This is a genomic window from Lujinxingia litoralis (genome assembly GCF_003260125.1).
Taxonomy (GTDB): domain Bacteria; phylum Myxococcota_A; class Bradymonadia; order Bradymonadales; family Bradymonadaceae; genus Lujinxingia; species Lujinxingia litoralis.
This window is the reverse complement of sequence record NZ_QHKO01000001.1, coordinates 1,083,775-1,106,736: the sequence shown is the minus strand read 5'-3', so window position 1 is coordinate 1,106,736 and position 22,962 is coordinate 1,083,775. Positions and strand designations below refer to the sequence as shown.

Genomic DNA, 22,962 nt, shown 5'->3' with positions numbered 1-22,962 from the left:
TGAGAGACGCGTTAAAAAAGGCCGCCCTCGCATAGGCGAGGGCGGCCTTTTTTGTGGTTGTGAGAGCCCGGGGAGGAGCAGTTCAGCTCAGCGCCTTGCGCAGGCGTCGGATGTGCAGCGAGAGCTCGGCCAGGCCCTCGTACCAGCCGATTTCTTCGGCCAGGGAGCGGGCGCTTCGGAAGTACTCTTTAGACTTCTCCAGGTCTCCGGCTTCCATGGCGGTGATGCCCAGGTTGGTCAGAATGCGACTTTGATTGAGCAAGTCACCGGTGGCCTGGGCAAATTGAGCGGCGTTTTCGAAGTACTGCCGGGCGCGTTTGACGTCGCGCACGCTCAGGCTGAGCGCGCCGAAGTTGGACATCACCCGGACCAGGCCGCGGAAGTCCTCGATGGCACGGGCCTGCTGGTAGGCCGTCTGTAAAAACTGCTGCGCACGTTGGTAGTCCTTCTGGCGGATGAAGAGGGTGCCCAGCTGGTTGTAGGCGGTCCAGAAGAGCTTGCGATCGTCGGGGTTTTGCAGATCGAGATCGCCGACCTGATCGACTTTCTGGGACACCTTCATCAAAAGGTTGGCCGCGTGCGGGAGCTGGTTCTCTTTTTCGGAGAGCTGGGCCATGGCGAGCAGGGCTTTGATCTCGCGTTTGAGATCGCCGGCCTCCACCGCCTCGTGGAGCAGGGTCTCCAGGCTTTGCTTGCTGTCTTCGAGTCCTCCGGCGTCCATGGCGATGAGGCCGCGTTCGTAGAGCAAATCCTGGCGCAGGGGGCCGTCAATGAGGTCGAGGTCGGGCAGGGCGTCGATAACGCGTTGGGCGTCTTCCAGGCGCCCGGACTCGCGCATGGCCACGAGCTGGCGCGCGAGCGCGGTGAGCAGCGTCTCGTGGGTGGGGGCGACTCTGTCCTTGAGGAGCTCGACGGCTTCCTGGAAGTTGTCGATGGCTCCGGCGTAGTCATAAAGCTCCAGGAGGAGCTCGCCGGCGCGGGTCAGGTAGAAGGCCGCGCCCTCCCAGCCTTCGACCGCCCGGTAGTGGAAGGCCACCATCAGCGGGTATTCGATGGGATCGACGGCGGCCAGATCGGGAGTTCCCTCGAGAAACTCGATGATGCGTGAGTGCAGCTGGGCGCGGGTGGAGCGAGGCAGTCGCTCGTAGACGACGCGGCGCAGGGCACGGGGCTGGAAGGCTACGTGAATGCGGTCGAAGCTGTCGTAGCGCGCGCTCAAGAAGTTCAGCGCGACCAGATCGCTTAAGGAGCGCTGCGGATCGAGCTGGGCGGGCACGATCTGCAAAAAGAACTCTTCGCGGAAGCTCTCCCCGACGACGGAGGCGATGGCCAGGACGTCGCGCAGCTGATCGGGCAGGGCGTCGATGCGGGCGGCGAGGAGCTCCTGAAGGTTCAGCGGAACGCCGGCATCAAGGAGCTCCTGTTCGCTGGCCAGTTTGCCCCCGCTCTTCTGGAGCACAGCGCGCACCAGTTCGTAGAGGAACATCGGGTTGCCGCTGGAGCGCAGATGCACCTGCGCCACGATCTCCGGCGGTGGCGTGTAGCCGAGCACCTGGGCGACGAACTGACGGGATTCGTCTTCGGTGAACCCGCCGATCTGCAGGATTTCAAAGTTGCCGGGGAGCCCGTGGTCCAGCGCCGTGGATTCAATGCGCAGGGTGACGGCGATGAGGATCGGCTGCTTTTGAATGCCGGAGAGCAGGTTGTCGAGAAAGTCGATGGTGAAGCGGTCGTCGACGGCCACATCGTCGATGGCCAGGAGCACCGGCCCCTTTTTCATGGCGAAGCGCAGCAGCCGGTAGAGCAGGGCGGCGGCGAAGTTTGAGAAGCCCTGCGCATCACTCCAGGGCACCTCGCTCAGGGCGAGCGCATCGTGCTGTTGGCCGAGAAAGACCTGAACGACGGACTCGATGTGTTTTTTGTTAAGCCCGATGGCCTCACAGGCCTTGGTGATGAGGACCGCCGGATCTTTGTAGGTCTGGGCGATCTGACGAATCCAGGAGCGTACCGGCTGCAGGGCGGCCTGGCCGCCGCCGAGTTCGGAGTCCTTGACGATGAAGGTCTGCCATTTCGCCTCGGAAAGCGCAGTGGCGTAGCGATCGAGGAGGAGGGATTTGCCGGTGCCCAGGTCGCCGAGAATGGCGATGCCACCGCCGACGTTTTCTCGGGCGGCGTTGGCCCGGCGCATCAGCTCGTCGAAGTAAGCGGGCCGGGGGACGTAGACGTCGATGTCTGCCAGGTCCCGGGGCTTTTGGCCGGGAGCCGCGGCCTCGACGCTGAGCACCTCGGCGACTTCTTCGCCGCCCATGGGGCGAAGGTTGGCAAAGCGCACCTGCTGACGGGTGGCCTCAATGAGGTCTTCGTCGGCGTAGATGCGGGCTTCGCGCACGCCCCGGGCGATCTCAATGGAGCGATCGATGGCTTCACCGTAGGCGTTTCCGCCCTTGCGGTCGCTGACGTAGACCTCTCCGTAGACCAGTCCCATGCCGATGTGTTCGGCGCCCTGGTCGAGGGAGCGAAACTTCTGCTGGAGCGCTACGGCGCATTCGACCGCGCGCACGTTGTCGCCGACGCGGGCTTTGCGCGCGCCAAAGAGCACGGTGTAGGTGCCACCCAGGTTGCTGTCGATCTCGCCATCGAAGTGGCGCACGATCTCCTGGATGAGCATTTTCTCCTGACGACTACGCCTGGCGAGTTCTTCGGGGTCGAGCCCCGACTTGCGGCGGGAGCGCTGTTGGATGGCGAGCACCGCAACTTTGCGTCGTTCGCCGGCCAGGCTGCCTTCGAGGTCTTCGGCGCTGAAGGTCTGGTCGAGCACCGAGGTGCCGGCGGCGATGCCGGTGGCCAGGCGCTGGGAGTGCTCCAACCCGAAGGTGCCAAACCCTCCGGAGCGGGTGTAGAGGCTGCTCAGGCCGGTGCGGCTAGTGGAGTTGGAATCGGGGCCGGGGCCGGTGGCCGGGCGCAGGTTGCCGGTGCCGCCACGCACCAGACCACTGGCTGCCAGGGAGCCGCTGAAACTACCGCTGGCATTACCGGTATCGCCGCCGTAGCCATAGCCGGAGACGTTGCCGGTATGGCCACTCTCCAGGTCGTTGAGCGCGCGCTGCAGGGCGTCGCGCATCTCCTTGGCGGTCTGGTAGCGCTTGCGGAGGTTGCGCTCCATGGCCCGCATGGTGATGTGCTCCAGACTTTTGGGGATGGGCACATCGGGGGCGATTTCGGAGGGCGGGCGGATCGCCGACTGCATCACCCGGCCAATGATCGAGACGGCGTCTTTGGCGTGGAAGATGCGTTTGCGGGTGAGCATCTCGTAGAGAATGACCCCGACCGACCAGACGTCTGCGCGACCGTCGAGGTCCTCTTTGCGCATGATCTGTTCGGGGCTCATGTAGTCGAAGGTGCCCACGATGTTGCCGGCCTGGGTGTAGGGGCCGACTTCCATGGCGGGGCCCTTGACCTTGGCGATGCCGAAATCGAGGACTTTGACGAAGTCGGGCTGGCCGGCGACCTTCTCGATCATGATGTTGGCAGGCTTGAGATCGCAGTGAACGATCTCGGAGTTGTGGGCCTGCTCCAGCGCGCTCAAAAGCTGAATGAGGATGCCGCAGATGCGCCGGGGGTCGAGCGGGAACTCTTTTTTGATGACGTCTTTAAGGGTGAGTCCGGGCAGGTGCTCCATGACCAGGTAGAGCGTGCCGTCGTCCTCTTTTCCGTAGTCGACGATGGTGATGATGTTGGGGTGGCGCAGCATGTTAATCGCGCGCACCTCCCGCATAAAATAGAACTCGCCGTCGGGGCTGTTGTCGGTGGGCTTGAGGACTTTGACGGCGACCTTGCGCTCCAGGGGGTACTGGATGGCGGAGTAGACGTTTCCCATACCGCCTTCGCCGATCTTGGCCACCAGCTCGTAGGTGCCTTTGAGGCGGGTGCCGATGAGGGGATCGGGGGCCGGCTTGCGAGCGGGACGCGATGGCGAAGAGAGGCCGGTGCCGGGGCGATGCGATTGCGACACGGGAGCGGGATCGCCGGGGGCAACCGGCTCGATCTCCAGGTCGAGCAGCTCGGGGATGTTTTTATCGTCACTCATAGCGTCGCGCCATCTTCGCGAGGGAAGGGATACCGCAGGCCGGATTTGTGCCGCCAGCGCGTTAGTTGAGGTTCATCAACTCGGCGATGATCGCCTCGCGTTTCTGGCGCTCCTCCGCGATGAGATCTTCCACGGTCTTGGCCAGGGCTTCTTCGTTGCGGGTGAGCCATCCGAACGAAGTGTCCAGGAAGTCGCCGGAGTCGACCAGGTTGATCTGCCAGGCCTCATCTTCGGCCTGAGCCATGACAAATTCCTGCTGACCGCGGGTCAGGACCAGCGCGCTTTTGCCATCCTCGGAGACGCGAATTTCCTGGATGCCGGAGCCAAAGATGATGGCGTCGTCTTGAGGCATCTGTGCCTTTTCAAAGACGTAATCAAAGAGTTCGCGGCCGTCGCTGACACTGGCGATCAGCTCGGCACCGGACTGGCTGCGGGCCAGGCGGTGGTCGGTCTGCGGCAGGTAGCTTTCGATGAGCTCGTTCATCTGAACGAGGCGCTCGTAGCGGGCCTGAAAGTAGGCGTGGCTCTCGGGATCGAGGCGCTCCCAGACGATGTCCTCCTCTTTTTCAAAGAGGGCATCGCGAAACAGGGTGTAGGCATCGCCCGGACTGGTCGGGTCGAGTTCCCCGGAGCAGGCGGTGGTGCCGAGCGCCAGGGGAGCCAGGAGAAGGGCGAAGAGCAGGTGCGACACGGGGCGTTTCAAGAGCAGACACCAGTGTGGAGTGGGGGCCGAAGCTGCGGTGGCCAGCGGGCACCGCGCCTGGCTCAGATGGAGGGGCCTGAAGTTAGGCTGAGTGTATCCCCTCGTGATGCGACATGTAAAGGTGACGTATGCGCTCAAGAATGGGGCGCCGGTCAGTCGTTATCGTCGCTGGCGGCGTAGGGGTTGTTGGGCCCCAGGGTGGTCAATTCGGGGGGCATTGGCGGCAAACCCATGCGTTGCCAGCGGCGTTCAAACCAGCGGCGCCAGTAGAAGTTGGCGTCGTGGCGAGGCCAGGAGAGGCTGGCCGGCTCGTTGCCGGAGAGGCGCATCAGGGTGCGCTGGGCGTTGTAGCTGATATGCGGGGCTTCGGCGACGGCCTGGCAGAGGTCCCAGACGTGGCTCAGGCTGAGTTCTTCGACCGGGAAGCCGGCGAGCTGGAAGCCGCGGGCCAGCCACTGATCGCGATCGAGGTTTTGGTGCTCCTGGTACCAGGCTCGCCAGAGGGCGGCCGGGGAGTCGGCGTCGGGGCGCGTGTCGAGGGCGTGGGCCACGGCGCCCAGATCGTGGTTGGTCAGGATGCGCAGCGCGTGAGCGATCTGGCGACGGGTGAGCGGATCGGCCTGGTCGAGGGCCTCGATGAGAAAGGGCACCGGGCGAGGATCGTCGCGGCGGGCCAGGGCTTCGGCGGCCAGGGCGCTTAAGGGGAGCTGGCCGGAGGGACCCAGATCCACTGTGCGGGTACGGGTGAGCGCCGATGTCAGGGCGTGGAGGGCGTCGTCGCCCGGGACCTGGGAGAGTGCGTGGATGAGTTCCGCGACCACGCGGGGATGAGTCTCGTGCTCCAGGCGCGCGCTCAGGGCTCGGCTGTGGCGGCCGAGTTCGGGGAGCGCCCGGGCGGCCGCGGCGCGCACCCGGGGCGAAGGATCGCTTAAGCGCTCGATGACGGCTGCCGAGGCGGTGGAGACGCGCAGGAGTGCCAGGCGTTCGATCGCGCGCGCTCGGAGCGCCGGGGTGGCGTCATTCAGATAGGTGTTGGCCCGCGCGATGGCCTCACGCCGCGCCCGGAGGTCGGGGCGAAAGCCCGGGCCGCGGCGGCCGCGTTCCTGGCAGCCCGATGCCAGATCTTCGGGGGCGCAGTGGATGCGCAGGTGGAAGTGATCGTTATGCGGCAGCGCTCCCCCGGGCTGCACAAGGAGGGTGGCTGCGCGTTGGAGCGTGGCGGCCGAGGCGCCCTGGCGTCGTCCCTCCGCCAGTAGCATCTGGCGCAAGGGGTTGGAGATGAAGATGTACTGCAGCTCGGCAGCGTTGGATTGCAGGAGCCCTTCGACCAGGGTCCAGTTGCGGGTCGGGTCAAAGCGCACCTCCAGGCCTTCGAACTCGCTGCCGGGCTCCCCGGTGAAGGTGCCCTGCTCGTCGAGGGGGAGCAGGTCGTGGGCGACCACCGGCTGGCCCTGTGGGTCGAGCATGAAGATGGCCAGATCGGCGTCGCGGCCATTGTTATGACTGACCGAGTAGGGGATGTCGCCGCCACCCTTGCGCCCGAAGTTGCCCAGGTAAACTACACTGCCCGGGTGCCGATCGGCTAAGTGCGCGGCGGCGTCTTCGATCAGCGCGACCATGGGCTCGGAGGTGTAGAGGAGCCCGCGGGTGCGTTGGACCTCCAGAATGGCCATGTGGGGATGGGGCAGGGGGAGGGCCTGCGCGTTGTAGAGATGTCCGTTGACCACATCACCGATCGAGCGGGAGGCCTGCGTGTCATCGCCGGGAAGGAGGGGGAAATAGGGCTGGGAGACCCCGATCTCCGGCAGCACCCAGTGTTCGGGGCCCGGGCGGGGAGGCTCCACGTAGGGCGGCGGCGAAGGTGGTGGTGGCGGAGCGGGCGCCGCAGCCGCCACCGGGGCGGCCGGCGTCGGGGTCGCCGCCGGGGCGGCCAGGCTCTGGCAGCCGACGAGGAGGCCGAGCAGGCAGAGGAGCGCGCCCGCCCCGCGTGAGTGGCGAGCGCGCCGCAGCGCGGAGTTGAGGCCGGGGAGACGGAGCATGATCGTTGGGGTTACTCGGTGGGGGAGGCGGCAATCACGTCGATCTCAACGAGGACGTCTTTGGGAAGACGCGAGACTTCCACGCAGGCTCTGGCCGGAGGGTTCTCGTCGAAGAATGCCCCGTAGATGGCGTTGACCTTGGAGAAGTCCTGCATGTTTTTAAGAAAGATGGTGGAGCGGAGCACGTGCGTGAAGTTCAGGCCGGCGGCAGCGAGCACCGCTTCGAGGTTGGCCATCACCTGGCGAGTTTGAATCTCGACACCGCCCTCGACCAATTCGCCGGAGGAGGGATCGAGCGCGATCTGACCGCTGACAAAGTAGAGCCCGTTATACCCCACGGCCTGAGAGTAGGGGCCGATGGCGGCGGGGGCGTTTTCGGTACGAACGATGATCTTCTCAGTCACGGGGACTCCATCAATAAGAGGGGACAGGGGCGCTTTTTAAAAAAAGGGCTGGCCGGTTGAAGGCCTCAGAAGTATTGAGCATGCCTGCTGCGTGGGCAAGGCCCGGTGCGTGTGCTTCGGGCAAAGGTGCTTTACCGGGGTGAGTCGCCGGTGATAGCTTCGCGGCAACCTGAAGTGGATGACACCGAGAAGTTGTTGGAATTTGTACCGCCCGGAGGCACGAGCAAGGATGAGTCTACCTCTGAGTCGCGAAGTGGGATCTGTCTATCAGCAGGCCCAGAAGTTAGCCGAGCGCCGCGGGGAGCGCTTAAGCAGTGGCCACGTACTCCTGGCGCTCTTTGAGGTGCCCAACCAGGCGGCGACCTTTTTAACGGATCGAGCGATCTCGGTGGGGCAGATGCGCGACGCGCTGGGGCGTGAGCGTGCGGAGAGCGTCGATGTGATGGCGCGGGTCAGCGATCGCAGTCAGCGTCTGGCGCAGAGCGCCCGGGCGGAGGCTGTGACGAGTCTGCATCTTCTGGCCGGGCTGATCCGAGAGACGCGGGGCCAGGCCTACGGGCTGTTGTCGGCGTCGGGAGCCAATGTCGGCGCAATTCGCGCCGCGGTGATGAGCTACGCGACGGCGTCGCAGCCGGTGCCGCCGCGCTATCAGCGCAGCGAGGTGTTGCCGGCCTCCCGGCGGGGCAGTCGCCAGGAGCGTGCCGAGCCTGTGGAGCCTTCGCTGAGCCCGATCGGGTTGCATCCCTTCTTTAGTTCGGGACGCGGCGTGGCGGCGCGAGGTGCTGCGCCGGTGGAGGCCCGTGGCCCGGAGTTGGAGCCGCCGGCCCCCGAGAGGCCGCAGCCCGAAGAGCGCAAGCCTGCGTTGCCTTCGCCTCGGGTGCGCCCGCGCCCCGAAGGTAGGGAGGGGGCTGGTCGCGTGCGCGCGGGGCGCGGCAGCATTGATGCTTTGCGGGAGTCCGGTGGCGGGCTTTCGCTGGATAACCACCCGGGGATCAACCGCGGGGGGAGACCCCGTCAGGCGACCCGACCCAACCCGGTGGTGCAGCCGGAGGCGCCTGAACTCCCGGGGAGTGGCGAGGATGCGCAGGGCGCGGAGGTCATTGATGATGCCCGCAAGACCGCGCGCAGCCTGGCCGAGCGCCTGCTCGCCAGAGGTGGGCTCAACCCGGTGGCCGATGCGGAGTCGCCCGCTGAAGAGCTCTCCCGGGAGGTGGTGGAGATTGCGCCCGCGCCGCCGGCCCTGGAGTTGCCTCGTCCCGACGAAGACCTGGCAGCGCGCTATGCGCTTGATGAAGACGATTTTCCGTGTCTGACGCGCTACGGACGCAACCTCACCGCGGAGGCGGCGCTGGCTCATATCGATCCGGTGGTCGGGCGTGACATTGAGATCGCCCAGCTGATCGACATCCTGGGCAAACGTCGCTCCAACAACCCCCTGCTGGTTGGGGAGCCGGGGGTGGGTAAGACCGCAGTGGTCGAAGGGCTGGCGTGCCGTTTGGTGGAGATGGCGCGCGGCGGCATCGCCTTTGGCGAGCGGGTGATCATTGAGCTGGAGATGGGCCGCCTCTTAAGCGGGACGCATCTGCGCGGCAGCTTCTCGGAGCGCCTGCTGGGGATTAAGGATGAGGTCGCGCGCGGCGAGGGGCAGATCATCGTCTTTCTTGACGAAGTTCATACCTGGCTCTCGGCCGGAGCCAGCGGCGACGGCACCGATGCGGCCAACGAACTCAAGACCGCGCTCGCCCGTGGGAAGTTCCCCTGTGTGGGGGCCACCACGCATGATGAGTACCGCAAGTTCATTGAGGGCGACCCGGCGTTTGAGCGGCGCTTTCAGACGGTGACGGTGGACGAGCCCGATGAGGAGACCGCGCTGCGCATCATTGAAGGGGTGCGCACGCACTATGAGCGTCACCACGGAGTGACCTACACGCCGGACGCGCTGGCCGCTACGGTGGGGTTGTCGGTGCGCTATGTGCATGACCGTCAGCTCCCGGATAAGGCCATCGGTGTGCTCGATCTGGCGGGAAGTCGGGCGGCGCGTCAGGGGATTAAAACGATCGATCGGGAGGCGATTGCGCGTGTGGTGGCTGACGTGGCCGGCATTCCGGCCGACCGGCTGACCGGCAGCGATCGCGAGCGCTTTTTGCACATGGAGACGTTTCTCTCCGAGGGGGTCGTGGGGCATCTGGACAGCGTCAAGACGATCTCGGAGCTCATCCGGCGCAATTACGCGGGTTTTCGCAGCCAGCGCCCCATTGGCAGCCTGCTTTTTCTGGGGCCGACCGGGGTCGGGAAGACCGAGATGGTCAAGGTGCTGGCGGACTTTTTGTTTCATGATCGTGACGCCATTGTGCGCCTGGACATGTCGGAGTTTATGGAGTCGCACTCGGTGAGCCGCTTCATCGGTGCGCCTCCCGGGTATGTGGGCTATGAGCAGGGCGGACAGCTCACCGAGGCGGTGCGCCAGCGCCCCTACCAGGTGGTGCTGCTCGACGAGATCGAGAAGGCTCACCCCGACGTGCTCAACCTCCTCCTGCAGCTCTTTGATGAGGGGCGCCTTACCGACGGGCGCGGCCGCCAGGTGGACTTCTCCAATACGCTTGTGATCATGACGAGCAACCTGGGCGCCGAGGCTTTTGATAAGCTGCCGACGGCCAGCCGGAGTGCTCGCATCGGCTTTGGCGCCGGCGCCGGTGGCAGTGCGCAGCGTGAAGAAGGACGACAGCGCGAGGAACTCCGCGGACAGGTGCTGGAGTCTGCGCGTGGGCACTTTACGCCGGAGCTGTGGAACCGCATCGATGAGCGATTGGTGTTTATGCCCCTGACGCGCGGTGAGGTTGCACGCATCGCGTATCTTCAGCTGGGAGACAGCCAGCACCGACTGTGGGAGGAGAGCTCGATTCGCCTGGAGTTCGGTGAGCATGTCGTCGACCACCTCATTGAGCATGGTGGTTACGACCCGAAGCTGGGCGCTCGTCCGATGCGTCAGACGATTCAGCGTCTGGTCGAGGGGGCGGTGGCTCAGGAGATCTTGTCGGGGCGCGTGAGCCGCGGTGGGACGGTCCGGGTGGTGGTCCAGGGGGATCGGCTGGGGTGTGAGACCGTAGCCTGAGGGCGGTCAGGATGCTGATTCATCGGGGGGGATGGTGTCGGCGGTGCTCTGCATCAGCCGGCGTGCCCGGGCGGTGAGCAGATCGTAGATTTGCAGAAGATCGGGGGCATCGCTCAGGCGCTGTAGTGCCTCGCGGTGCTGGGAGATGGTGTGTTCATCGCCCCGGGCCACCGGACCGCTGAGTGCGTCAGCCGGGGGATTGCGGCTGAGGTTATCCAGGCTGGAACCGGCGAGCTCCACCAGGGCGGTGCGAGCGATGTCGGGATCGATGTCGGCACGGGTGGCGATGTCGATCGAGGCGTCGATCAGACTGACCAGGAGGTTGGCCGCGGTGACGGCTGCCGCGTGGTAGTAGGGTTTGGTGTCGGGGGCGATGCGCTGCGGGGCGATCCCGACCGGCCCCAGCAGTGTTTGGAGATGCTCGACCGCCAGGTCGTCGCCCTCGACGCTCCAGAAGGTGCGATGGAAGCGTTGGACCGCGCGCACAGGCTCGGTGATAGCCTGGAGGGGATGCAACGAGGCCACGGAGCAGCCCCGGGGGGCCGGTCTCAGCTCGGTGCTGGCCAGGCTCCCGGAGGTGTGCACAAGGATGGAGCCAGGGGCGATGTGCTCGGCCAGGGTTCGGGTGATGCGGGCGATGGCGTCATCCACGACCGTGATCCAGACCAGCGCCGGGCGCTGGAGGTGGGGTGTCAGCGGCTGCGGCAGCGCACCGAAGGTGCGCTGGCCCGGGCCGCCGGGGGCGGCCCGCGCGGCGTCTTCGGTGCGGTTCCAGGTGGCCACCACGGTTGCGCCGAGCTGGTTGGCGAGCAGATCGAGCGCCTGGCCGACGCGGCCGTATCCGACGATGATCCAGGGGAGAGCGTGGGTTGAAGAAGTGCTCATGCGCAGCGCGACCCCAGGTAGAGGCGGTGTTCGGAGACGATGTCGAGGACCCGGGCCGGGATCCAGGCGCGGACGCTCTCGTAGTCGCAGGCGGCCAGGGCGTCGCGGATGATCGTGGAGCTGATGTCGGGCAGCTCCAGATCGATTGTATCCGGGGCCGTGTCGCGATCGTGGCCTCGGCGGCCTACGACGATCAGGTCAACCATCGTCATCAGGTCATCCCAGCGCTTCCAGCGGTCGACCTCCGAGAGGATGTCGGCGCCGATGACCAGTGAAAAACGGGTCTGGGGGTAGCGCTCCTGGAGCGCGCTCACCGTGTCGATGGTGCGGCTCTCTCCACCGAGTTCGCGCTCAATGGTGCAGACGCGTACATCGTTTAAGGAGTGAAGCGCGGCCTGACACATGGCTTCGCGCGCTTCAAAACTGGCCAGCTCTTTGTTGAAGGCGTGTTGGTAGGTGGGAATCCACCAGACCTCGTCGACGGCCTGGGTCTGCAAGACCCAGAGTGTGGCCAGGGTGTGACAGACATGCGGCGGGTTGAAACTTCCGCCAAAGAGCGCAACGTGCTTGGGGTCAGTCATGATAGAGCAAACATTCGGTGCGGCGGGCTTCAAAGTCGGCGCGGGCGACGCGGTTGGCCTCGGCCAACGCGCGGGGATCGGCACCATCTTCGAGCGCTCTGCGCTGGGCCGGGTCGCCGAGGAGCAGGTCGATGGCCAGACGGTCTTGCACAAACTCGTAGGCCTGCTCCCGCCAGCCAAAGTCCCGGGAGCCCTGGGCAATGATACCGGTGAGGATAGCGTAACTTAAGGTCAGGCTACGGAGCCGGTTGCGGTCGGTGATGTGGAGCTGCAGACCGCGGCAGGTCTGTCCGGCGTGCTTTTGAAACATGGGCCGAAAGGCTGCCAGTCGAAAGGCCACGCCCTCCAACTCCAGAGATTCCAAGTAGGCTTTTAAGGCCGGGGCGTCAACATAGGGTGCTCCCACAAGCTCAAAAGGGCGAGTGGTGCCGCGGGCTTCGCTGAGGTTGGTCCCCTCAATCAGGCACTGTCCCGGGTAGAGGGTGGCGGTCTCCAGGGTGGGCATGTTGGGGCTGGGCATCACCCAGGGGAGCCCGGTGTCGTCAAACCACATGGTGCGCTTCCAGCCCTGCAGTTCGACGACGTCGAGCTGGCATTGCCAGTCGGTGAAGCGGTTAAAGTAGTGCGCGAGCTCGCCGCAGGTCATGGCGTGGCGTGTGGCGATGGGTTGCATGCCCACAAAGGAGTTGTAGCCCTCCAGAACGATGTTGCCCTCGATGTCCATCCCGTTGATGGGGTTGGGGCGGTCGAGCACGGTGACGGGGATGCCTGCTTCACCGCAGGCCTGCATCATCAGTCCGATGGTGTAGACGTAGGTATAGTAGCGAGCGCCAATGTCCTGAATATCGCAGATGACGCGATCGAGGCCTGCCAGGTGTTCCGGGCGCGGCTTGAGGCTCTCAAAGGTGTGGCCGTAGAGGCTCACGCAGGGCAATCCCGAGATGGGATCGACGGTCTCTTCGACGACTTCCATATCCTGGGCGTCGGCGCGGACACCGTGCTCCGGTCCGAAGAGGCGCACGATGTTGAGGCCGGCGCCGCGCAGCGCCTCGATGGCGTGCTCTAACTCGTTGGTCACGCTGGTGGGATTGACCAGCAGGCCCAGTCGTTGACCCTGGAGGGCCTGGAGACGTTCGGGTTCGGTCAGGAGGCGCTGGAGGCCGGTCTGTACGATGGGGGTACCATGAGTCATGAGGGCACGTCCTCGGTGGTCGCGGAGTTGGTGTCGTTGTCAGGGGAGGCGTCTGCCGATGAGGAGGAGGCTCCCATCATCAGGGGGACGCCGTGGATCGAGGGCTGTGAGCCGCCCCGCTTGAGATCGGGCCAGTCGCCTGCGTTGACATCCTCATCGGGCATGGATTTGCCCTGCAGGGCGGCGTTCATCACGTTAAGGTAGTGCGCCAGGCTGGCCGCGTCGTCGTGGTAACCCTGGGTGGAGAACTCGTAGTCACGGTTGCCGCTGATGACCTCCTGGATGCCCTGCTCGATCTGCGAGAAGCGACGTGTGTAGAGGTGGAGCAGCACGAGCAAGATCAGCGCACCGAAGACCATCACGGCCAGGCCCACGCGTAGAATCAGCGCGCTGGCGCGCTCCACCGGGGCGATGGTGTTCTCCACGTTGGCCAGCAGGACCATACCAGAGGGAGCGCGTTCGTCTTGATTTTTGTGAAAGAATCGTACCAGCGCGCGATAGGGCACCTGATTGATGGAGAGGTTCAGAAAGCGCTCCGCGTCGCTGGAGTCGGTGACGCGACTCTCTTCAAAGAGTTGTCGGGCCAGGGCGCGTTGGGCGTTGGTGCTCAGGGTGGAGCCGTAGATGCGCTCGTTCTGGAAGAACGCGATCTCAGGTACCAGGGCGGCCTCCCGGCTGTCTCCCCGGGGCTGATAGGTCTCGGAGGTGTCACCGGCAAAGAGCCCCTGGCTGCGGGCGGCGACCCCGTCGTTGACCAGGTTGCCCAGAATCACCGCACCGACCGAGGTGTCGCTGCCCGGCGCGCGCAGCGGGGCGATCGCCACCACGTAGAGCTGCCGAAGATCGGTGGCGCTCCAGGACCAGTTCCAGGTGGAGAGCTGCGGCTCCCCGCTCTCCATAACATCGCGCACCAACGGGAAATCTCGGGCGACGTTCTCGCCCATCCAATGCGCGAGGTTATCTCCCATGGTGGCGACGCCGCGTCCGGAGCGGTCGACGGCCATAAAGATCTCGTGGTTCGCCGGCCGGCGCTCGTCCAGGGGGAGATCGATGTTGCGCAGGCCCTGGTTGCGCGGGGCGATGAACTCGGTGAAGCGGATCTGATCGCGCTCCAGCAGCTTGTGAACCTCGACGTGGCGTTCGTACTCGGCGTCTCCCGGGTACTCGGCGCTCATCGCGGCCTGAAGGTCGTGGCGGGAGGCCACAAAACGCGCCTTTTCCAGGAGCGCGTACTCGTCGAGGCGTCTTGATTTTTCGGCGATCAGGGCGGTGCGTTGCAGGGCGATGTCGCCGTCTTCGAGGAGCGCCGGCCCCAGCGTGTTCTCGACGATCAGGTAGGCGGTGGCCGTGAACAGCGCGACAGCAACCACAAAGCCCAGGACGATTTGGAATCGAAACATAGCGCGCTCCTCGTGATGAGAGGCCGGTAGGGGCCGGTTCACAGGGGGATCAAACGCCACGTGCCAGAACGCGTGGCGAGGGTGTCGCGTACGTCTGGTGATTCGTCGGCGGGCTCGAAGGCCCGGTCCTGCTCGGAGGTGAGAGAGGCTCCGAGTGTAGTGTTGCGGAAGCGATGCGGCAAGGAGCCCTGCCGCCGGCGCTCAGGCGCTGGCCTGGGCGCGCCGCTGATGTTCCCGGACCACCCAGTCGACCACCCGCTGGTAGTCGGAGGCCCCCCGGCTGTCCGGAGCGTATTCAAAGATCGACTGCCGATGGCGCGGTGCTTCTTTGAGCCGGGTGTTGATGCGAATCGGCGGGAGCACCTTGTCGTGGAAGTAGCCCTTGAGGGTTTTGATCGATTCGTCGCTGATGTTGTTTCGCATGTCATAGAAGGTCGGCAGGATCCCCATGATGCTGATGGGGTGCAGCAGGACCTGGTTGACGTTTTTCAGCGTCTTCATGACCTGCTTGACCCCGACCAGGCTCAAGAAGTCACAGGAGACCGGTACGATCAGGTGATCGGCAAAGGTCAGCGCGTTCATGTTCAGCAGCGAGAGGCTCGGGCCGCAGTCGAGCAGGATAAAGTCGTAGTCGTGGTTCTCGTGGAGGACCTTGCGCAAAAGTTTGTCACGACCCTCGTCTTTGCGAGCCAGAAAAATCTCCACGCTGGCCAGGGTGTCATCACCGATCAGGACGTCCAGGTTAGGGCGCGCGGCGACCACGCACTGGCTCAGGGGCATGCCCTCGACCATCAGGTGGTAGAGGGTGCGCTTGCCTTCGATTCCCAGGCTGATGCCGACGTGGCCCTGACTATCGACGTCGATGATGAGCACGCGGTGTCCAGCCAGCGCCAGGCCGGTTCCCAGAGCCACGGTGGTGGTGGTTTTGCCGGTGCCGCCTTTTTGGTTGAGTACGGCGATGCGCATCGGGCCGCGCTCGTCCTGCGTGCGGCGCTGGCGGTAGTCCTGGACCGCCGGGGTGCGGCAAGCCATCGAGCAGTAGTGGACCTGCTTGCCGTCAACGGTAGCCTGTTGAAAGGCATAGGTCGGCACGAATGCTTTATCGCAGCTGGTGCAGCGTACCTGTCCCTGTTGCTCGGTGGAGCCCTGACGGCACTGCTGGCTGCAGTAGTAGACCATCTCCGAGCCACGGCGCTCGATCTGAAAGCGAAACTTGACCAGAAACTGCTTCTCGCAGCTGATGCAGGTCTTGAGTGCGGGAGCCATAAGACATCCTTGTCGGGTCCAGGTTGCGCTGGTTCGGCGAGTGCGCCGAGGGGCCAAAAGTTTAGCGCGCAAGGGCCGGGGAAGATAACGCTAATCGATCGCAGGGTAAAGAGCGCCGCGAGCGGCAACGTGACGGTGCGTCCAGGCAACGCTCTGGGGGGAATGGCCGCGGGGCTGGCGAGGTCTTAACAAGCGTATGCGCCGGGGTTCTGTCGCCCGGGAACCGGGAATCTGAAGGAGGTGGAAGATGAGTCAGGAGACGATGGATAGGAACACGCCGCCGAGTAACGTGCCCGTGAGTCGGCGGGCATTTTTGAGTGCCATGGCCGCAGCGGGGGCCGGGCTGGTAGCGGGAGGATGGGGGAGCGGCTGTCAGCCCGGCGCGCGGTCCGCAGCGCCGCAGAGTGCCGGCGGACCGCTAAGCCCGGGCCCGGACCGTAGCGCGTTGATGCCGGTGGGGTTTGTGGGTCACGGCGCGCCCACGCTGGCGATCGACCCGGGTAAAGGCGGTGACCTGGCCCGCTGGTCACAGGGGCTGCGCAAGCCCCGGGCCATCCTCACCATCAGCGCGCACTGGGAGGATGCGCCGGCGACGGCGGGCACCACCCGGGTGCGCGACCTGATGTATGATTTTTACGGCTTCCCCGATGAACTCTACGAGATTGAGTACCCCTCGCCGGGAGCGCCCGATCTGGTGCGCCGCGTGGCGAGTCTGATGGGGGGAGAACTCTCCCAGGAGGACCGTCCGCTGGATCACGGGGTCTGGGTGCCCTTGTTGCATATGGCTCCCCAGGCCGACGTGCCGGTGTTGCAGCTCTCGCTGCCCTCACGGCAGGGCCCCCAGGCGCTCTTCGAGCTCGGGCGCAACCTCGCCCCGCTGCGGGAGGAGGGCGTGTTCATCCTGGGGAGTGGAAACATCGTGCATAACCTGCGGCGCCTTACCTGGGGAGCGGAGCCTGCGGCACCGCCGGCCTGGGCCGCGGAGTTTGATCAGTGGGCTCGCGAGGTGCTTGACCGGGGCGATTTTGACGCGCTGGTGGACTATCGGGAGAAAAGCCCCGGTCTGGGGCTGGCGCACCCGACTGAGGAGCACTTCCAGCCGCTGCTGGTCGCCGCCGGGGCGGCCAGCGTGGCGCAGAGCACGAGCTCCTATCCGGTGGAGGGCTTTGAGTACGGCAGCATCAGCCGGCGCTGCGTGCAGTTCGGCTAGAGGCACGCGCGGCGTGTGTGAGGGGGGGAGCGATTCACTGCACGAGATGACTTCCCACAAACGGGTCTGATGAAGTATGCTGCACGCATCATTCATTCTGAGACCATTTGTTGGAGAAGTGCGATGAAATTATCGCAGAGCTGGCTCTATGTGTGCGCTGCGTTGTGCGCAGTGTCGTTCGCATCTTCGGCAAGTGCCGAAGAACGTGTTGATGAGACCGTCGATGAGGCCGTTGAGAAGGAGGTTGGTGCGGCGGCGTCCGCGGATACCGCCGAGTTCGGCGGGTTTCATTTGAAGTCATCGCTGGCGATTCGGCCCCTCCCGCTGGGGTTGGCCCTGCGTACCGAAGGAGGCTTTAAGAAGGGGCTCTTTGAGAGCGCGTCGCCGCTGCTCTCTGGCACCTACCTCGACGCCGGCATCTCGACCTCCCTGAGCCCGGCGGCGTTCTGGGCGGGGCCCTACGTGGAACTGCTGCCGGTGGCGGTGCTCAACCTTCGAGTGACGGCGCAGTTTCTGAGCTATTTCGGAACGTTTGGCTATATCTACGTGCCCGAAGACGCCGAGAAGGACTGGAGTCTCGATGCGCTGAGCGCGTCGTGGGACAACGGGCTGGGGCAGTCGACCACGGGCATGATGGTAGAAGCTCAGGCCACCCCGCAGATGAAGGTGGGGCGAGTGGTGTTTCAGGCGCCAACGACCTTCGGTTGGATCAAGATGGACGTGGCCGATAACTACTATGAGCCCATCTATGATCTATTTTTCGCGCCGGAAGACACCTACTGGGTGACACGTCCGACACTGGGGTATCTTTTCGGGCGAGACCTGGCCGAAAGCTATGTGATGCTCGGCGCCCGTTGGGAGCATACCTCGGTGACGAACTCCGGCGTGGTGCGCGATACGGTGGGGCTGCTCTTCAACTGGAAGATGCCCTCGCGCTATCTGGATTGGGGCGACCCCTCGCTCTCGGGCTTCGGGGGCGTGCATATTGAGCATCCCAATCGCGGGGAGATCTCGCCATACGTCGGGATTCAGGTTGGGGTGACGATGAAATAAGGGCGCGATAGCGCAACTGGCGCGGGGGGGGGGAACCGTGGCGCCAACATGAAGTTGAGATAGCAGGCCGGGCACCGTCAGGTGCCCGGCCTGCTGTGCTTTGGAGAGCGTGCGAGATGAGGCTTGCAAAGCGCTTTGAGGCCCCCGTGTGGCGAGGTGGCGTGCGGCGATGAAGTCAGGCCTATGAGCTCGTGGCGAGCGCGCTTGAACGTCGCCATTGAGGGGAGCTCGGGGGCAGGCGCGGGCCGATGCCGGCATCGTCTGCGGGATGCTCAGAAGAGCCGAGGGGTTCGTCGGATAAAAAACACCCCGGGAGCGACCTTGCTCCCGGGGTGGCGAGGGCCCCGGCCGCTTCTATGGGGTGTTGATGAGCAGCCGGGGCGTCACGTCGCGATGCTGTTCCGTGGTCAACGACGCCAGGGGCGCAAGGTTCCGCAAGCTCGAGCTTCGCGGCCCCGCGGCGAGATCTTCACCACGGAGTTGTCCGAATCGACACTCACGTAGACCACGCCGCAGTCATCCACGGCGATGCCGTTGAAGACGTAGGTGGGGGGCATCCCGGCAGGGCCCGCCATACCGATATCCAGGCCGCTGGCCAGTACCGAGGTCTCGCCAGATTCCACATCGATGCGGGTGACCTGGTTTCGACCGGTTTCGACCACCAGGAGGTCGCCATCGGTATCCACGGCCATGCCCTCGGGGAAGGAGAGGCCCTGAGCGACGACCTGGGGCGGGCTCACGGGCTCTCCCTCGTCGGCGATCAGGTAGACCGAGCCGCTGGCCCAGTCGGCGACCCAGAGGGAGTCACCGTCGGTGGCCAGGCCGGTGGGGACGGGCACGGCGGCCAGGACTTCCTTGTCGGTGGTGCCGGCGGCGCGACGTACGACCTGATGGGTGGAGAGCTCGGCGACGATCAGGTCGTCCTGGTAGCGCAGGGCGTTGAGCGGGGTGGCAAAGTCGGAGTGGCTCTCCACAACGGCTTCTTGTTCCGGGTCCCAGACCTGGACGACGTTGGCAAACCAGGAGCTGGTGAGCACGCGCCCCTCGTCGGCGGTGGCCGTCAGCGGGCTGGCCAGCGCGGAGACGCCGATGACCGAGGAGATCGAGGCGGTCTTGCGTCCGGTACGCGTGGAGAACCCTTTCATCGAGAGGTTATCGGCCACGAACACCGTCGGCTCCCCCTGGTAGGGAACCACGGCCACACCGCCGGGTGCGACGAGCCCTTCGTTGGTCAAGCTGCGGGTGCGGCCGCTGGGGAGCACCCGACGCACCCAGCCGTCGTGGGCGTTGGTGATGAAGATGTTGTCGCGTGCGTCAAAGGCCAGGTTGTCGGCGCCGCTCTTATCGAGCTCCACCACCACCTCCGACTCCCCGGTGTCCAGGTTGAGCGAGATGACCTCGCCAGCATACTGATCGACGACGTGCAGGATGCCCTGTGAGTCAAACTTGACTGCGGCCGGTACCTCCAGCCCGTCAAGCACGGTGGTGAAGGCGCCGGTGTCCACGTTGACGCGCACGACGTCCCCGGCGAACCAGCGTGGCCCGTAGAGGTCACCGTCTGGACCGAACTGCATGCTGTTGAGTCCGCCGAACCCGGTGCTGACCAGAACGGGCGCCTGGACACCTTCTGGATCAAGCTCGTAGAGGGCATCGCCCAGAAAGACGATGGTGACAAAGAGGCGCCCCTCCGGCGACATGGCGATGGCGTTTACGCCGGGGGCGAGCTGGGCGACGGTGGTTTTGACGCCGTCGGGGCTGAGTCGACCGACCTCGCCGGTGAGAAAGGAGGTCCAGTAGAGCGAGCCGTCGGGGCCAAAAATCAGGTCGTCGGGAGAGTCGACGCCGCGTTCGGTGCCGATCATGTCGAGGATGCGGCCCGAGCGCGGGTGGATGACTGCGATGGCCCGGGAGAGCACGCTGGCAACGTAGAGATTGCCATCCGGGCCGACCTGGATGCCGTTGGTGGCGTGCAGATCCGCCCCGGTGGTGAGCGTACGGATGCGGTAGTCGGAGTCGACCGACGCCGAGGTATGCGCCAGGGCCGTCTGCGACTGGCCGGCGGCATCCTCGTCCACACTACCACAGGCCGCCAGGAGCAGGGCTCCGGCGGCCAACTTCGATGTCCAACGAGCAGCGCGAATTGATACAGCGTTCATATTCACTCTCCCGGTAAAGGATCACTGCCCCGAAGTGGGGTCAGCGCTCAAACACCTGATGATGATAGGAGAAGGGCAGGGCGCTATCAATTGTTAACTGTTATGAAGTTCCCTCTTGCGAGGGTGTGCTGGAGCCTGTCTAATGTCTTGATTTGATTTGGGATGTTGGTTGCTTTTGGAGGGCGGGTTTGCGGTGGGGAAGGTAGGCGGCAGAGAGGCGGAACAGTCTGCCGTGTTGGTGAAAGCGATCGAGCGGTCCGGGGGACTATCCAGAAAAAAGCGCGCCCTTAAGGGGGCGCGCTTTCTTTTGCATTCCCTTCATCAGGGCTGCTTGACCGAGGGCCGCGAGGTGTCCTCGGCGGGGGAGGGAGCGCTCTTTCGTGCAATCACGGTGTGCACATGCTGACGCACCTGGGCGAGCAGTCGCTCGCGGTTTTCGCCAAAACTTCCGTCCCCTCGGCCGCCCTTGGTGAGAATCTCGCTGGTGTCGCGGCGCAGCTGGGCCTCTTCGGCCGCGGAGAGTTCGCGGGCGGTCACAACGATCACCGGAACCTGGTTGTACTCGGGATGCGCGCGCAGCCGACGCAGGAACTCAAAGCCGTCGAGGTTGGGCATCATCAGGTCCAGAAGCACCAGCGCCGGGTTGACCTGCTCGAGTTTGTCCAGGCCCACGCGTCCATCTTCGGCCTCGACCACACGCCAGCCGTCATCTTCGAGTGTGCGCCGCATCAAGGAGCGGGTGGGCTCGTCGTCTTCGACCAGCAGGATCTCTTTGGATCCATCGTGCGGGCGCCGATACGCGCTGAGCGTCTCGATGAGGCGTTTGCGATCGATGGGCTTGACCAGATAGTCGTCGGCGCCGAGTGCATAGCCGCGGGCGCTTTCGTCGAGCATGGTGACCATGACCACCGGGGTGTCATGAAGCTCGGGATGGTCCTTGATCTTGGAGAGGAGCGTCCACCCGTCCATCGAGGGCATCATCACATCGAGGGTGATGACGTCGGGGTGGAGTTGCTCGGCCAGGAGCAGCCCTTCGGAGCCATTGGCGGCGGTGACCACTGTGATGCCTTCGCGCTCGAGAACGCGGCGCAACAGGTCGCGTAGCGAGGGATCATCGTCGACGACCAATACGGTCTGGGTGCCCCCGTTGCCCAGCGAGGCGGGCAGGTTTGCGGGCGTGGTGGTGTCTTCCTCAGCGGCGGTGGCGTCGCGCAGGTTGCAGGCCAGGCTCACCTTAAAGAGGCTCCCCTTGCCCGGGGTGGATTCGACCTCGATGCCGCCGCCCAGCAGCTCGCAGAAGTGGCGGGTGATGGTCAGCCCCAGCCCGGTGCCCCCGAACTCCCGGGTGGTCGAGGAGTCGGCCTGGGTGAAGGCTTCAAAGATCGCATTGAGCTGCTCTTCATCAATGCCCACCCCGGTATCCTCCACTTCGCAGATCACGTGGCTGAAGGCCTCATTGGGGGACATCCGCAGGGTAATGGTGCCATCGGAGGTGAACTTGCAGGCGTTGCTCAGCAGGTTGAAGAGGATCTGACGCATCTTGGTGGCGTCGGTGTTCATGTAGCCGAGATCGTCGCTGACCTCGACGTTGAGCGTGTTGTGGTTCTTTTGGGCCAGGGGCATGACGGTGGCACGGATATCCTCGACCAGGTCGTGGACGTCGAACATCTCCACGTGCACGCTCATCTTGCCGGCTTCGATCTTGGAGAGGTCGAGGATGTCGTTGATCAGGGCAAGCAGGTGGGTGCCGGCGGTGCGGATCCGGGAGAGGTCGGGCAAGAATTCCGAGACGATGCTGGCGTCTTTGGGAGAGTCTTTCTGCAAATACTCGATCTCTTCGATGATGATCTCGGAGTAGCCGATCACCGCGTTGAGCGGGGTGCGCAGCTCGTGGCTCATGTTGGCCAAAAAGGCGCTCTTGGCCTGATTGGCCTGGATGGCGGCGTCGCGGGCCTGGCGGATCTGAAGCTCGGCCTGCTTGCGTTCGGTGATATCGCGCAGCACCAGAATGACGCGGCCGTCCAGCGTGCCTACTGCGATCTCGGCGGGGAACTCGCCAGAGGGGCGCACGCCGGTGTGACCGAGGGATTCGCCGGTGTCCAGGTGCTTAAGTGCGCCGGTGTCGAGTGTGCTGAAAAGCGCGGTGATGTGCTCGCCGGCGATCGCGTCACGGGAGCGTTCGAAGATGCGGGCCGCGGCGTTGTTGGCGGTGAGTACCTCGCCATCGGAGTTGATGGTGATGATGCCGTCGGGAGCCGTCTCCAGCACCGCGCGGGTTTCGGCCTCTTTGCTGCGCACCTCGTCGGTCAGCCAGCTCTGCAGATTATCTTTGAGCTGGAGCACCACGTGGGCGGTGACCGCCAGGCCGATCAGGCTGATGCCGCGCTGGACGTTGGCGACCACCGGCGGCAGCTGCGTGGCGGGGAAGTCGTAGCCGGTGAGGGTGCCCACCAGCACCGCGCTCCAGCTGAGGATGACGACGTAGAGCCACACCTTGGCGGTGCGGCGTCCCTGAAAGAGGTTGGCCAACAGCGGAAGGATTGCCGGCCACACAATGGCCGGCGCAGACAGGCCGCCGTTCTGGTGAATGAGGTAGAAGAGCAGCAGGTAGATCGGGCCTACGATGAGGTGTCCGGCCCAGTCCATGCGCGCTGTGGAACGCAACAACAGCGGCGCGGTGGCGACGGTTGTGCCGCAGATAACCAGTGAGAGCGCCGCCTCGTAGGAGCCGCCGGAGAAGGAGATCGCGGCGGCCAGGTACGCCCAGAAGACCGCCGTGTAGGTCGTCTTTACACCGATCTGTGCGCGCCTGAGCTCAATGCCTCCCTCGTCTTTGAGCGACTCGGGGATAAAGTAATCCATGAATTTACCCAT

Annotated in this window: 14 protein-coding genes; 3 read left to right on the top strand and 11 right to left on the bottom strand. The window is 64.9% G+C overall.

Going from position 1 to position 22,962, the window contains the following annotated elements; translation table 11 throughout:
- Positions 1 to 82: 82 nt before the first annotated feature.
- From DL240_RS04540 to DL240_RS04525, 4 genes are all read right to left on the bottom strand, one after another.
- Positions 83 to 4,087 carry a protein kinase domain-containing protein gene (locus DL240_RS04540; RefSeq protein WP_111728657.1) on the bottom strand — a complete coding sequence of 1,335 codons (4,005 nt, stop codon included), beginning with the start codon at positions 4,085 to 4,087 and terminating at the stop codon, positions 83 to 85.
- Positions 4,088 to 4,148: 61 nt separating this feature from the next.
- Complete coding sequence (locus tag DL240_RS04535) at positions 4,149 to 4,790, bottom strand: hypothetical protein (RefSeq protein ID WP_146618098.1); 642 nt, start codon at positions 4,788 to 4,790, stop codon at positions 4,149 to 4,151.
- Positions 4,791 to 4,942: 152 nt separating this feature from the next.
- Positions 4,943 to 6,829, bottom strand: a complete 1,887-nt coding sequence (locus DL240_RS04530) for a penicillin-insensitive murein endopeptidase (protein ID WP_111728655.1) — start codon at positions 6,827 to 6,829, stop codon at positions 4,943 to 4,945.
- An 11-nt stretch (positions 6,830 to 6,840) separates the two neighbouring features.
- Positions 6,841 to 7,233: a RidA family protein gene (locus DL240_RS04525; RefSeq protein WP_111728654.1), complete on the bottom strand. Its 393-nt coding sequence runs from the start codon at positions 7,231 to 7,233 to the stop codon at positions 6,841 to 6,843.
- A gap of 229 nt (positions 7,234 to 7,462) precedes the next feature.
- On the opposite strand from DL240_RS04525, the gene DL240_RS04520 reads away from it, so the two are divergent.
- Positions 7,463 to 10,345 (top strand): AAA family ATPase, encoded by a 2,883-nt coding sequence (locus tag DL240_RS04520; RefSeq protein ID WP_158542353.1) that lies wholly within the window; start codon positions 7,463 to 7,465, stop codon positions 10,343 to 10,345.
- A 6-nt stretch (positions 10,346 to 10,351) separates the two neighbouring features.
- On the opposite strand, the gene DL240_RS04515 is transcribed toward DL240_RS04520, so the two are convergent.
- From DL240_RS04515 to DL240_RS04495, 5 genes are all read right to left on the bottom strand, one after another.
- Positions 10,352 to 11,230, bottom strand: coding sequence for a Rossmann-like and DUF2520 domain-containing protein (locus DL240_RS04515; protein ID WP_111728652.1), 879 nt, complete (start codon positions 11,228 to 11,230; stop codon positions 10,352 to 10,354).
- Complete coding sequence (gene nadD / locus DL240_RS04510; protein WP_158542352.1) at positions 11,227 to 11,811, bottom strand: nicotinate (nicotinamide) nucleotide adenylyltransferase; 585 nt, start codon at positions 11,809 to 11,811, stop codon at positions 11,227 to 11,229. Before nadD ends, DL240_RS04515 begins: the two co-directional genes overlap by 4 nt.
- Positions 11,804 to 13,003: an exo-beta-N-acetylmuramidase NamZ family protein gene (locus DL240_RS04505; RefSeq protein WP_111728650.1), complete on the bottom strand. Its 1,200-nt coding sequence runs from the start codon at positions 13,001 to 13,003 to the stop codon at positions 11,804 to 11,806. Before DL240_RS04505 ends, nadD begins: the two co-directional genes overlap by 8 nt.
- Positions 13,000 to 14,403, bottom strand: a complete 1,404-nt coding sequence (locus tag DL240_RS04500) for a hypothetical protein (RefSeq protein ID WP_111728649.1) — start codon at positions 14,401 to 14,403, stop codon at positions 13,000 to 13,002. The genes DL240_RS04505 and DL240_RS04500 overlap by 4 nt, the downstream gene beginning before the upstream one ends.
- A gap of 201 nt (positions 14,404 to 14,604) precedes the next feature.
- Positions 14,605 to 15,669, bottom strand: coding sequence for a ParA family protein (locus DL240_RS04495; protein ID WP_199589732.1), 1,065 nt, complete (start codon positions 15,667 to 15,669; stop codon positions 14,605 to 14,607).
- A 247-nt stretch (positions 15,670 to 15,916) separates the two neighbouring features.
- On the opposite strand from DL240_RS04495, the gene DL240_RS04490 reads away from it, so the two are divergent.
- Together DL240_RS04490 and DL240_RS04485 are read left to right on the top strand one after the other, a co-directional pair.
- The gene (locus DL240_RS04490) at positions 15,917 to 16,879 is read left to right on the top strand and encodes a dioxygenase family protein (RefSeq protein ID WP_199589731.1); all 963 of its coding nucleotides are present in this window, start codon (positions 15,917 to 15,919) and stop codon (positions 16,877 to 16,879) included.
- A gap of 123 nt (positions 16,880 to 17,002) precedes the next feature.
- Positions 17,003 to 17,932 (top strand): hypothetical protein, encoded by a 930-nt coding sequence (locus DL240_RS04485; protein ID WP_111728647.1) that lies wholly within the window; start codon positions 17,003 to 17,005, stop codon positions 17,930 to 17,932.
- Between the two features lie 407 nt (positions 17,933 to 18,339).
- On the opposite strand, the gene DL240_RS04480 is transcribed toward DL240_RS04485, so the two are convergent.
- Positions 18,340 to 20,088 (bottom strand): SMP-30/gluconolactonase/LRE family protein, encoded by a 1,749-nt coding sequence (locus DL240_RS04480; protein ID WP_111728646.1) that lies wholly within the window; start codon positions 20,086 to 20,088, stop codon positions 18,340 to 18,342.
- Between the two features lie 321 nt (positions 20,089 to 20,409).
- Complete coding sequence (locus tag DL240_RS04475; protein ID WP_158542351.1) at positions 20,410 to 22,962, bottom strand: response regulator; 2,553 nt, start codon at positions 22,960 to 22,962, stop codon at positions 20,410 to 20,412.